Here is a 13,435-nt window from a genome sequence, read left to right on the forward strand (position 1 = left end):
GCGTAGACTCTTGAGTACGCCGACACGTAGAAGGATGCTCTCATAGAACAAGTCCTCGAAACCGATATCTTCGAGTGGATAAGTGTGGCCCTCCTTACGCAAATAAACGAGCTTTAAGAAGTCCCCATCAAATACATATGATTCGACCTCTTCCGGGTAATCCGAAATCCCTCTTCGAGACCCCAGCGCGTGAAAGACAGTAATCGATGATGTAAAACTCTTTGGATGTAGAACCCTTTGTCGAGAGGGATTAGTCGTGCTTTTCGTTCCATGTTCTTCAAGAATCGTCCGGCCATGTCCGCGCGGAAGACTCAATATTGCTCGGTGCGTACATAGTCGTTCGAGAAGATGAGTTGCTCGAAGTTTCCCTGCTGCTATATATGTATTAGAGAACATGCACAATATTGTGGAGACTAATTTTGCATAAATGCATCTAACAAAATCAATAATCAACGCTTTTGAAAGCAACATCCTTATTAAATAAATACAACCAAAATATGGATTTCACTTATAGTTTTTTGGTAACATATCTATATCACACTTTAGTAAGGGAGAAAAACATTTATGTATACTAATGTTATTACTAAGAACGTATTAACAATGATATTAGCGTTAATATTATTGTTATCGGTAACATTAACATTACCAAAATCAGCAAGCGCAGCATCAAAAGAGTACGAGATTTATAAGCAGATTAAGACTGGTATGACAGCTACTCAAGTATCCAAACTGATATATGGCAAGAAGTATAAAAAGTATTTAAAGAAAGAATACGGTGTTACGACTTTCAAACATGATCCTCTCTATTTGGGTGGAGATGAAAACAGAATCAATTATGAATTTGGCTTTTTTGAAGATAAGCGTGAAAGCGATAAAGAATTTATTTATCGAATCAGTATTGGTCTGTTTTCGAAACACAAAGGAAAGACTCTGTACGTGGGATTCAAAAATTATAGTGCCGAAAAACCTACCGTAAGCAAGCTTCATAAAAACAAAAAACCAAAAGTAGGAATGAGCATCAACCAGCTTGATAAGATAACGTATGGAAGCGGATTAGGTGTGTTTCGCGACATCACTTATGAGAACTTAACTTTCCTTAAAATTTTAAATGATAAAGGCAAGAATATGTTTCCCACTAAGAAATCTACAATCAGTTATGTTATTAAAAATTATAACGCCAAAAAAGGATATACAATTTATCTTGAATACGACTATAAGAAAAAGAACTATTACGTAGCAGATCAACCATTCTAAACGCTGTGATATGCTCCCCAAAAAGTAGACAGTTGAAATAACAAAAACTGTCTACTTTTTTGAAGGGAGCTTTTTCTATGACTAAATCTAAGTTTTCGTCAGATGAAAAACTACGAATCATTAAGATGTGTGAGGACGGAATCGACTCAATCAAATCGATTGCCTCGCTCTTCGAGCTTTCAGTCAGCACCTTAAATAGATGGAGGACAAAATATCGTACGGGCGGCTCCATGGCACTTCGTAATCGAACGGAGTGGACGCGTTATCCGGAAGAACTGAAGATGAAGGCTATACGTGCAGTACTCGACCAAAAGGAATCGCTTATTAGCGCTACGGCACGGTTTGATATCTCGGATAAAAGCCTACTTGCGAAGTGGATAGAGAAGTATACTAGTCATAGTACTCAAGGGAAACCATTGAAGGAGCAATCCACTATGACTAAAGGTAGAACCACTACATTCGAAGAGCGTGTCCAGGCAGTCATGGACTGTATACAGAACAGAAAAGACTATCAAAGCATCATGAAGACCCATCGGGTCTCGTACCAACAAATCTATAGCTGGGTAAGAAAGTTCGAGAAGGACGGAATCGACGCACTGATGGACCGTCGCGGACGTCAGAAGCCAGTAGAAGAATTGACGGATACAGACCGTTTGGCGTTGGATCTGAAACGACTCGAGAAAGAAAATGAGCGTCTACGCATGGAGAACGATTTTTACATGGCACACACTGTGCCAAAACGCCGTTTTTAGTGGCACGAAGTGTGACCTTTTCGCGATTTTGATGATATCAGGGAAACATTAGGCTCCGACTAAGCTAGAACGCCGAATGATAGCAGTTTCACCTTGTCATCTTCATTATTTTTTTAAAAATGTATTTTATCGCTTTGGTAAAAATCGCTTTGGTAAAAATCACTTTGTATTATTAGGATTTTTTCGATTTTCTATCCCTTCTTTTACTTTTCCAGGTAACAAAGAATAGAGGTCTTCAATCATATCGTCACTACCTAAAGTCTCTGCCACAATGTAATTTGTAATTTTAAATAATGCCAGACTCACTTCTTTATCGTCTCGACCTTCCAGATCAATCACTCCTGGATGTACGGCATCGTTTCCAATAACACGAAGTGCATCCATCGCTTTTTGAACTCTACCTATTGCTTTTCTTTCCTCAACAAGTTGTTGAATCATGGTGTTAATTTTAGCTTTTTCGGCACCTAAGTAAGGCAATAAAATTTCAAGACCTAAACGTAAAAGCGCAGCAGAAGAACGAGGAGAAAGATTCAACACAGATCTTGCTTCGTTGTATATCTCCATTACTTCTAAAGGCATAAGAGGATTAGGGTCATCAATTATACTTTCAAAAGGATAAACCAATTCGTGATCATACCACAATGAAGGTTTTTTACAAGACTGACACATACAAAACGCTAAAGTATTTCTCTGTCTTAAATAATCTCCATCTTGGAAAAACACACCTGAACCTTCTTCAACTTGGTAATATTCATGGAGTTTATTGTAACCAAAATCATCAACAAAATTTTCTCTTTTAAATAAAACTTGATGCCAAACTTGTTGCGCATGAATTGAACAGTGAGGACAAATAAATGCTCTTTCACCATATAAATCCATAAAAAAACCTCCTAAATTAAATGTTCGAGTATATTTATGAAATATGTTTTCTTATTCATCAACACCAAATTTATCAGCTTGTGTTCCTTTAGGAGCAAATATGATTTCGTACTTACTACCCTTTAAGTTTTCTGCAACAAATGTCCACTCATTCGATACATCAATGAAATCGAACTCTAACTCTTGTTCAAAACGTGGAGCTAGTTTTTCGACTACATATTCCGTCATCTCATAAACAGATTCTCCGATTGCTTCAATCTCTCCGCGCTCGAATTCATTCCCGTCACTCGACAAAACATAAGTCATCATTTGTTTCATGACCAATCCCCCTTACTCATAGATACTATCCAGGTATGCATCGTGACTACTGTAGACCTTCTCGAACTCTCTAGAATAATGACGGTTGCTGCGATTCACGATGGTAATCAAATCATCTTCTGCTATCTCGCTCGCTAGAAGCACTGATGCTTTCGATTGAAGTTCTTCTATCGACAATATGCCTTCCTCCCCCATCAACCATTCCATGAACGAATCTGCATCTGGCTTCTTGAGTGACTTGACGAACACATTCGACTTCCCGATGCGTAGACTCTTGAGTACTCCTACACGTAGAAGGATACTCTCATAGAACAGGTCCTCGAAACCAATCTCTTCGAGTGGATGAGTGAAGCCGTCCTTACGCAACGATGCGAGCGTGAAGAACTCATCTTTGGCTACATACGATTCGATCGTCTCTCGATAATCCGAGATGTCCTTCTCCGAGACACCGGCGCGGGAGAGACAGCGGTCCGTGATATAGAATCCTTTGTCGAGGAGGATCAGCCGCGCATGTCGCTCTAGGTTCTTCAACAGTCGTCCGGCAATGTCCGTGCGGAGGACCCGATGCTGCTCGGTGCGGACATAGTCGTTCGCGAAGATGAGCTGCTCAAGGTACGCCGTCGAGTTCGGGTAGCGTAGGCGGACCGCGAGTTGATCATCGACCCGATAACCGAGCAGCTCCGCATCAGCTGCCGTCAGCCGTCGCTTGTCATACGACGGTACCGTCCGACGGATGATGTCCACGAAATCTTCGATGGCATAGCCGTCCTCGGTCAGGTCGGACTGGATTGCTGCCACCTGCCCCGCTTCTAGCTCCGTCCGACTCCCCTCCTTCTTCGTCCGGATGATCGTCTTCCGTCCATGGAGGTCCTTCACCAAGTCCGAGATATAGCTGGCGTTGAACCAGTATCCTTGCTTCGTGATGGCGCGTCCGTCCGGTAGCGAGCACAGGTCCGCAGCGTTCGATGCCTTCGTCTTCGCATGGAGGATCCGGTTCTCATCCTGCTTCGGAAGGTTGTTCTTCACGACCACCTTGGTCTTCTGCTGGACCGGCGTGATGACGATGCCTTCCTCGGTCGTCTCCTTCACCTGTCTCCAGAATCGCTTGACGGAACCTTCCAACTCCTTCTCCGACATCGACCACAACTTATCCCCGATGAAGATCGTCCGTCCTTGCTTGTCCGTCCGGAACGTCAACAGGACGAACACCGTCTCCTTGAATCGACGATATACCTGACTCTCCTCCCAAGGCTTCTCGACCCATTCCAGGAAGTCGATAGTGTCCAGGGACATCAGCTCCTTCGGTCGTCCCTTCTCTGTCAGGTTGATCGTACGGATGGAGAGCTCTGGTTTTCCGGATTCCATCCGGAGACGTTCCACCTCGTCCTTCACCGACTCCACCATACGGCTCGCCACGTTCGTCAGGCGTGCCTTGCTCTTGTTGAGATCCGGGTTCAGTCCGTATGCTCTCGATATTTCCTCTAAATCCATCCCTACGAGTTCGTGGAACAGCAGGTCGTTCTTGTTCTGGTTCATTCCTGATTACATCCTTTCATCGATGGAGGGGTCCCCCTCCCTACTATTTCTCATACATCCATTATATGACTTTATATGAGAAAAGTAACGTTGGTGTCTAGAAAATCCTGTCATCACATTCGGATTCATATGGTCGTCCTTTCGTCCACATTCTATAATCGAGGTATAGGATGAATCGTCTTTAGGTACTTCTTTATGAGGAGGAGGTTGCACATGAACACCCTAGGACACCATGAGAGATGGAGCGAGTACGAACTACTCGGATTGATGCATCGTGAGATGGAATCGATGGGCATCAGCGGCTATACGGTACTCCGTTCCCTAAGCGAGATCGGCGTCAGACTCGATGACATATTGGACCCGGTCATCCGGAGCCACATCCCCGTGTCCCCCGAGAAATCCAAGGTCCTCTTCCGGATGGTCGACGACCTCGGCGCGGAGACGTGCCGCGAGCTATGCCGCAGGGCGAACCTCTATCACCTGACGATATCCCAGATGCATCCCATCCCGTTCGCCGTGATTGAATCGTTGCTCCGGAGACGAGGATTCATGCTCGTCGACTTCTCCTCGATGTCGTTCCTCGAGTTCCGTGAACGGACACGTGGCGAGGGGACGTCCACCCTCTACCGGAACATCATCAGTGCCATCAAGGAGCTCGGTCTGTTCGATGAGAATCGGACATCCTCGATGGATGATGGACGGGACGGGCTCAACGTCATCCCCTTCCCGGGCGAAGGGAAGGATGACGAGCTCTATCCTCTCGATTCCGTCATCCAATGGCACGATTGCGACGACGCCCTGAGCCGATATTTGATCGGAGGAGGACAATCGGGTACCACCTCCCTCGATGTCTTACGCGCACTGATACGGGAATGGCCGAACGAGAAGATTTTAGAGAACCACCTCTTCGGAGAGGTGTTCGCGACATATGCGCTAGACCCTGTCATGTTCCAGACCGTCTTCGAGGTCCCTGATCGCATCGACCGTTACCTCGAGCTCCTCCATGGACGTGGGGTGCAGGAGACGCTCTCCAAGGATTTCGTCGCCGGCCTCGATGCCGGGCAACTGTCCCGTTTCCTTCGCATGCGGGATGCCTATGTCTGCCCCGCCACGGAAATGGTCCGGCACTACGATTTCGAGAACATCCTACTCTCCTTGACGGAGGATAGTCACTCCCCCATCGATGAAGCGGTCATCGCGAGAGACGCGAAGCGGATGTCGACCGTCGTCAATCCACATGGACACATGGACACCCTGGGGATCACGAAGGACCGGGTGAAGGATGCCGTACGGGTCTCTCCTCACCTTCTTCGTGCCGAGGGATATGTCCGGCGTCTGAGAATGCCCTATGATGAAGACGTTCTATCCGGCCTACTATCAGACAAGTTGGATGGATTACGTGGTGTCTTCACGCCCCGGGTCATCTACGACCTATTGTCCCCTGAGATACGTACACTCGACATCCATTCACCGATGGAGCTGAGGCACATGCTCGGACGGAAGCACTCCTCCGACGAACTTCACGTCCTTTCTCGGGAAGAGGTCGCCGTATGCATGAGGACGAGACGTGAGTTCATCGAGGGATTGATCGGACTTCATCCCGAGTTCATATCCGTCCGCGATTTGGCCGAGGAGGCGGCCACGACGAGCGGTCATCGACGGGCGCACTGGGAACACCATCTTCGTTCCCTACTCCTCGATGATGCCTCGTACGTAGAGGTGGAGCCTGACGTCTTTCTCCGTGTGTCCAGATTGTTCGGTTCCGGTCTGTCCCCTTCCGAACTTGAGGGATACGTCTCCTGGCTTCTCGAGAGGTTACCTCATGAGGAGTTCATCAGCTCCTCTATGGCAGCAGGCCTGGGGCGAGGTCATGCGGTCTACGGACTAGGTTTTGATTCCACCTTCTTCGAGAGCGTGTTGCGCAGGAGTCCCTTGCTGCGTACGTTGTACATTCCTGGAGGCGCCGTCTACTATCGGAACCGAAGACGGATCCGTCATTCGGCCGAGGGCTTTTTGTCCTCGCATGTCGAGGATGGAGAACCGATCGATGACTACCTCCATCGCCTGGAGGAGCGCTATGGTTTTCTACCTGTAGAGGAGCAAGTGCTTCGAATCCTCAAGGATACTGGAATATACGTCTCGGACGAACTGGCACGACTATTCTCAGACAAGGATTCCTTCCTCCGACATGTATACGAGGATTGAACGTAAAAAAGTATGCGCCGGCGCATACTTTTTTTCATCCTCATCTTTCTCACTTTCACATGTACGTTCCTGAATGCTCTCTCCCGTTCCATTCCAGACCATAAGAATGAAGCGACGTATAGATATGTCGAGGTCATTAAGATAGTATTCTTTTCAGCAGGGCGAATCGACGAAAAGTATGCGCCGGCGCATACTTTTTACTCAGCATAGAATGTCTCGTATGAAATCCATATGTATCAGTACTTCTCACGTCCTCCCCTCTGACGCCATACCATCGTCCACTTTGATCCACGAGTCCATCCATCTACCAAATCCATCCTCACATCATCCTGGCTTCTGACGAATCGAGGACTCTCGAAGATGTGCATCATCTTGTTTCACGTGAAACATCGTTCGGCGTAATCACTCATTCTTATCCTTCGATTCAATCTCATCGTTCCTGTGACATCCTTCGCCTTGTCAATCTGACTAAGTTTCAGAAATGATTGTTGCCTCCTCCGCCTCCCCCTATCCATTTAGAGGTTCAAAGACATGTTTCTGTCTTTAGTATAGGTATGAGCAATCCCCCGTGACTAATCGAATATTTATTATGAATATGGTACGTGAAATAAGAAAAAGTATGCGCCGGCGCATACTTTTTCTAGTAGTCGCTAAATCTACTCATCCATGCATCCATTTCCGTCTGAGCCAATTCATGATTCCTATTCGGAGTTTTTTTGCTCTACGACATGACCATCGGAGGCCGGACTAGCCCCTCCTCTGATTCTCCGGGTGGACGCAAACATCATTCGTAGACGGATGATTATCTAGGTCAGGTATGATACATGTCTATTTGTCTTATATGAAGAAGTACGGAAAGACCTTGTAAAAAAGTATGCGCCGGCGCATACTTTTTCCCGTCCTCGTCATGCGGGAGAACGTCCATTTTGATGAAGTCGGTCTTCAGTCTTAATTCTTCCCGATATTCATTCATGGCGTCGATCAGGCTGTCTATTTTCTTGCTTATTAAACCCATCGACTTATGTATTCCGATGCCTGTACATTACTGATGATTTCTTCCATCTGTTTCGTCGTTCTGATCACAAAAAAGTATGCGCCGGCGCATACTTTTCTTTAACTTGAATACTTTGTTTCCATGACTGATGCATCGCTCACACTTTTATTTTAGGATTTACTACTTCACAAGTCAGCTCCAAATTCTTTAACTACACCTTCCTAGTCTGTGTTCGTTTCCCTCAAGACGAATGATATCCTCCCACGAAGGTGTCATCCGATTGGCAGAAGCACTATGCCTCTTGGACGGATGGATTGCGAAAAAAGTATGCGCCGGCGCATACTTTTTTCGGAAGAGCAGACAAACAATCATTTCTATAGTAATCAGTAATCGTATCATCACCACTCATCGACTCAAGATGATTGATGGACACCTGCGTATTCTAGTGTTCTAAATACGAACTACAATCCAACAGACCGCAATCCTGATATAGTAATCATCGATACACGTCACATGCTGTTTGCCTCTAAGGATGATGATCGTGCGTCCGGATCCACGATTCTCGATTCCTGTGGTCATGCCTTTTGAACGATTCTGACGTTCCTAAAATGAAATGTCGACTGCAAGACGGCAGTAATCCTGATCCCCCAACGAGTTCTTCCACCGAAAAGTATGCGCCGGCGCATACTTTTTGTCAGGTTTCCCCGTACATCGCATGACATGATATGCTAGATGTATCGAAAAAAGGAGGCGATGTACCATGGACAGTTCTTCATCCGTCCAACACCGACAGCTCGTCGTTTCTCAGGCGGCCAAGACGTTGCTTGAGAACGACGTCACCGAACAACTCGCCTCGATCGACATCGTCGACGTCGAGGCTTACGTCAATCAGCTCTATGAAGAATGTTATGAGTTCCAGAACGAGGAGGACGTCTATACGAAGCTCCGCTACTACTCGTTCAAGAAACTGAAGAGAAGATGGGTCAGATCCGCCATCCGAAACTATGTCGAGAATAAGGGGCCGATGAAAGAGCTTAGGGGATTGCATAAGATGTATCTCGAGTTCTGGGACATTTCAGGAAAGGAAGGCTTCCAACGAAAGTTCTCTGCCGACAGTGTCGAGGACCTCATGAAAGAACATATTCGCGAACTCGAGGAATGGGCCGAGAACAACAACCTCCTCATCCATACGTATCCACATTGGGGGCAGAAGACGAAGAACCAACGGACGAGCACCATGCGGACCGACGTCCTGATGGTCATCGGTGAGGTCGCGAAGGGACTGAAGCGAGTACAACCGAAGGCGCACGTCGCGACATCCACCTCGATCACCGTCCCGTTCTTCGGTCTGGCCGATCGCATGAAGAACACGACGGAGAAGTTCAACCAAGGGGAGGGGACGTTGATGGACCTCTCGCTCGACCTACACGACTATTCTGCCGTCGTACCGAAATACAAGCAGGGCGTACCGAACAATCTATCCGTCCTCGTCAGCAATGAATTCCTGGCAGAACTCGACGGGAAGGTACCTGACCTTGATTCGCGCGATTTCGAGGCATTCAACGAGATACTATCCTATCGCGATATCTCGTTCCAGACGAACCGGAAGATCGTGTTCCCGATTTCGAAGCTCGTCAAGAAGATCTATGGCAACGACAGCGGGAAGAGCTATGCCCTTACGACGCAGCGTCTCGTCAAGCTGGGATACTATCGGGTTGCGGTCCGTAACGAGGAGGGCGACCTCTCCATCTTCGGTCTGTTCTCTTCCGTCAAGATAAGTGGGGCGTCCGCCATACAGCGGGACACACAGATCACCGTGACCGTCTCGGAGGAGGTCTATGACGACCTGCTCAAGCAACAGATTATCAGCATCTACGGGGAACAAATCGAACGACTGAAGGGGACGTTCGCCTATCATCTGTCGTTCGTCCTGCAGAAGGAACGTCTCTCCTCCTTCCAGCTCAAGGAGGAGATGCCGGCGAAGCGGCACTGGCGACAGTTCACCCATTCCATCCGCTTCAACAAGAGTCGGAAGGCCGAGAACCTGAAGGAGCTCGAGACGAACCTCGATCGGATCAAGGAGCTCGACTTCATCATCCAGGACTGGCATCGTTCAGGGGATTACTACTTCCTCTACTTCCATCCGCTCGAGAGATGGGAACTCGATGACCGGAGCAACGTGCTCTTGCTTTGAGTGACTCTTCCTAGCTCGACTGCTAATGATGTTTGCTCCTCTGGGGCAACAAAAACTATCATCTTTCAAGGAGGCATGCCCACATGATCAATCCAGAACACCTCACTCCTCTTCCGTACAAGGAGAGACTCTCGGAAGAAGATGTCCAGATGATCGAAGGACTGCAGGAGAACCGTGCGGCACTACAAGTCATCAACCGACTCACCTTCCGCTTCAGACGACTCAAGGAAAGAGATATCCATTCCGCGACAGTAGATTTCGATGAAGAGTTTCCTCTATTACATGAGAGCTTCGGTGAATCACTCATCCGATACTTCCGCTTGAAGGGAATTTCCGTTACGCGCGTTCCCCGTACAGGAGAAGAAGACCCTCTCAATACATTCGGGTATACTCTTCTCTTCGACTTCTCCTCGCTCTGAGATGATCGTTCATTCGTAGAAACGCTAATCATGAACCCGTCCACCGGGGGACGAGCGTCTACATGATGTATCCTTGTCGTCATTCTTTCTCTACAAAAGGATGACGTGTTCTCTCTTTAGTTCTTTCTTTGATTGTCTCTATAATGAGGGTAATGTCTTATTTTCTAATAGAAGAGCGTACGGATTTCTTCATCCGTACGCTCTTCTTCTATCTCCAAACATCTTATCGTTTTATGTCCGCATCACTACTTGATTCTTATGTACTGCATAGATATCTGTTTTCCTCGAACTTTCGAATATGTCTTCAATCTCTTCATTCATCCGTTCCTCATGTCCACGCTCTTCGTCGATCACTACCTGATTGAATTTCGTCTCGTACTCCATCCTCACTCCATACTTCTCGTCCTCATCCATCTCAGTACTCAGCCATTACAGTCTGATAAGGTTGTCCATGTGACTGGACGTTCCGCATGCTTCTTTTCTGATTTCCTCATTTCTTCTAGACCCAATGATAGTTTTCCCGATTCAATCACCAAGGTGAGGTGAAAGGTGACGCAGGAGAGTAAGAACAATGTTGATTCCAATAAGAACCACCACCTAAGCTTAGATTGAACATCTTCTCCACCTTAGATGTCGTGTTATTGACTGATTCCCATCCGTATGGCATTCGAACTGATGATTTCCTTCATGAAGAACCTCCGTCAGTTTTGATGGTGATTCGTCAGACTGAAGGACTCGTCGACATAAGGCTTATATCGGTCGTATTCACAGACGAAAAGAATCCATGGGAGGGAAATAGACATTTTGGTCGTCACGTACCGTACTCTACTTACCGATTCCGACAGACGATCTTGGTCGTTAGTTTTAAGATGATCATCAAGATAAAAACAAAATAAGAACATAAGTTCTCATTAGATGGAGTTTTAGTCTGATTACGCATCGTAGTCCTCGTAAGAGGTCCATCAGATTGGAATCAATGCATATGTCGAATTATGTCGTAAAACGACCAATTTTTGATTATGGTCGCCCATTCCCGTACCAGAACGACACATATTCAACGATTTCGGATGCCTTTTGTCGTTTTTGACCGTACCGAAACGACACCTTTCATGTTTTGGTCGCTTGTCACCGTACCGGAACGACACTTTTGATAGAATGGTCGCGAATCCCCGTACCAAAACGACATTCCAAAGATTTTCTGAGATTTTTCAAATTTTTTTTAGATCCTCCAACAGCAAGAATTGTCGTCTTTCACCGTACCGGAACGACACTTTTTCTTGTTCTGGTCGTCCAGCGCCGTACCGGAACGACACTTTCGGCGTTCTGGTCGCCTTTCACCGTACCGGAGCGACATCCATCAGTCAGAAAGCCTTGAAAACACTGGCGAAGAGGGGCCGTGGATGGCTTCATGTGGGGATTCCTTCAGTTTTGGTCGTAATCGACCGTACCGAAATGACATCTTTTTGACTCATGAAAATGGCTTCATATCAACGTTCCTGGCGTGTTGGTCGTCTTTCACCGTACCGGAGACGCGTTTTGACAGTTCTCCTCAAGGACAGGATACTAGGCTTAATAGTCCAGAGTAGGGGAGGTGTAGGCAATGTCGATGAATCAGCAGAACAGACATGTATTGGTCGCGAACAAGGTGTTGATCGCCATGAGCGGTCTGACGCGTTGGACGAAACGAGAAGAAGGCTTCATGTATGAACAGCATCACTATAACATCCCGGGACCGTTCCTCGCCCTGAAATGGACGAAGTCGCGAATCCGTCATCTTCTCACGCTTCTCTCGCATTGTGACGACAAGGGCATGTTGTCCCTCGTCGAGAGCGAGACGCTCGCGGACCATGCCCGGACCTCCGTCCGTTCGTTGCACGACAACCTCCGTCTGTTCGAGGAGGCAGGACTCATCCGGTATGACTTCCATTTCACCGGCGTCCTATCGATCGAGCTCGTCGACTACCTCTCCAACTATCGTGACCTCACGGAAGAATCCGGCAGCTTCGCTTCGAAGACGGGATATACCTCCATCTGGTGCGGGATGATCCATCATCTCATGGAGATCGACCACGTCAACATCCTGCGCGTGGCATTGCGTGCCCTCGTACAGGTGGAACGGGACATCCATGTCCAGTCCCAGGAGAAGGCCATCCTCACCTATGATGAGGTGAAGGGCTTCCTCCCTCGCTATTGTGGCCATCGTCTCGCGGTGAAGGGCATGCTAGACCAGCTCTCACGCCTCTTCGACGTGCAACTCGTCGAGGACACGAAGGACTTCTTGTCGGCCGTCAAGGACAACATCTCGCTCAAGCGACGCATACATACCGTCACACGTCCGCTCATGTTCCAGATGAAGATCGGGGAGAAGGTCGACAGCAGACGCATCCGCGAGGCGGAACGCGCGAGCACGCTCATCGGTTGGTTCGACCTTCGTGAGGTGGCTCGTGATTTCGTCGACTTCGACCTGCTCGAGGTGCCGCAGTCCTCCCTCAAGTCGCTCAGCGACACGTACGGGTTCGAGGCCTGTGACGAGGTGCTGCGTTCGATCCGGAACGACTTCCTCCGCTACGGGGAACGCCTGCAGGAGACGGACGTCTACAGTCTTTTCTTCCAATCCCCAGTTTTATATCTGAATGAGCGTCTGCGACGACTCTCGGAAAAATTGGCCATCGCATGATGGTCTATTTGTCATGCCCTTTTCTGAAAAAAATGATGAAAACGAGGCAAATCACCTCTGATATCGGCGTCATCGGTATCGAAAAAGGGGGGCTCCGCATCCAGGATGTCCGTCCAGGCGATTTTTCGAATATGTCATACCATTCAGGAAAAAAAACAAATATACAGGACATAAAAAAAGCTAATGGATGCAGAGAAACGACTCGCA

The 13,435-nt window shown here is 47.5% G+C and carries 9 protein-coding genes; 6 read left to right on the top strand and 3 right to left on the bottom strand.

Features of this window, described 5'->3' with window-relative positions:
- Positions 1-564: 564 nt before the first annotated feature.
- Together BW42_RS15000 and BW42_RS15005 are read left to right on the top strand one after the other, a co-directional pair.
- Positions 565-1,254: a hypothetical protein gene (locus BW42_RS15000; RefSeq protein WP_035412933.1), complete on the top strand. Its 690-nt coding sequence runs from the start codon at positions 565-567 to the stop codon at positions 1,252-1,254.
- Positions 1,255-1,331: 77 nt separating this feature from the next.
- A complete protein-coding gene (locus BW42_RS15005; RefSeq protein ID WP_052019205.1) occupies positions 1,332-2,006 on the top strand; it encodes a helix-turn-helix domain-containing protein in 675 nt (224 codons plus the stop codon).
- Positions 2,007-2,165: 159 nt separating this feature from the next.
- Here BW42_RS15005 and BW42_RS15010 read toward each other — a convergent pair whose 3' ends face one another.
- From BW42_RS15010 to BW42_RS15020, 3 genes are read right to left on the bottom strand one after another with little or no spacing between them, the layout of a single operon-like run.
- A complete protein-coding gene (locus BW42_RS15010; RefSeq protein WP_052019208.1) occupies positions 2,166-2,885 on the bottom strand; it encodes a DUF4145 domain-containing protein in 720 nt (239 codons plus the stop codon).
- Positions 2,886-2,936: 51 nt separating this feature from the next.
- Complete coding sequence (locus tag BW42_RS15015; RefSeq protein WP_035412935.1) at positions 2,937-3,203, bottom strand: hypothetical protein; 267 nt, start codon at positions 3,201-3,203, stop codon at positions 2,937-2,939.
- A 12-nt stretch (positions 3,204-3,215) separates the two neighbouring features.
- Complete coding sequence (locus tag BW42_RS15020; RefSeq protein ID WP_035412937.1) at positions 3,216-4,739, bottom strand: hypothetical protein; 1,524 nt, start codon at positions 4,737-4,739, stop codon at positions 3,216-3,218.
- A 213-nt stretch (positions 4,740-4,952) separates the two neighbouring features.
- Between BW42_RS15020 and BW42_RS15025 the strand changes: the two genes are divergently transcribed.
- From BW42_RS15025 to BW42_RS15045, 4 genes are all read left to right on the top strand, one after another.
- Positions 4,953-6,944 carry a hypothetical protein gene (locus BW42_RS15025; protein WP_035412939.1) on the top strand — a complete coding sequence of 664 codons (1,992 nt, stop codon included), beginning with the start codon at positions 4,953-4,955 and terminating at the stop codon, positions 6,942-6,944.
- 2,045 nt (positions 6,945-8,989) lie between these two features.
- The gene (locus BW42_RS15035) at positions 8,990-10,132 is read left to right on the top strand and encodes a hypothetical protein (RefSeq protein WP_155960224.1); all 1,143 of its coding nucleotides are present in this window, start codon (positions 8,990-8,992) and stop codon (positions 10,130-10,132) included.
- Positions 10,133-10,215: 83 nt separating this feature from the next.
- Complete coding sequence (locus tag BW42_RS15040) at positions 10,216-10,551, top strand: hypothetical protein (protein ID WP_035412950.1); 336 nt, start codon at positions 10,216-10,218, stop codon at positions 10,549-10,551.
- 1,600 nt (positions 10,552-12,151) lie between these two features.
- Positions 12,152-13,228, top strand: coding sequence for a hypothetical protein (locus tag BW42_RS15045; protein WP_035412954.1), 1,077 nt, complete (start codon positions 12,152-12,154; stop codon positions 13,226-13,228).
- The last annotated feature ends 207 nt before the right edge of the window (positions 13,229-13,435 follow it).

This window comes from Exiguobacterium sp. RIT341, from assembly GCF_000632205.1.
In the GTDB taxonomy this organism is placed as follows: Bacteria; Bacillota; Bacilli; order Exiguobacteriales; family Exiguobacteriaceae; genus Exiguobacterium_A.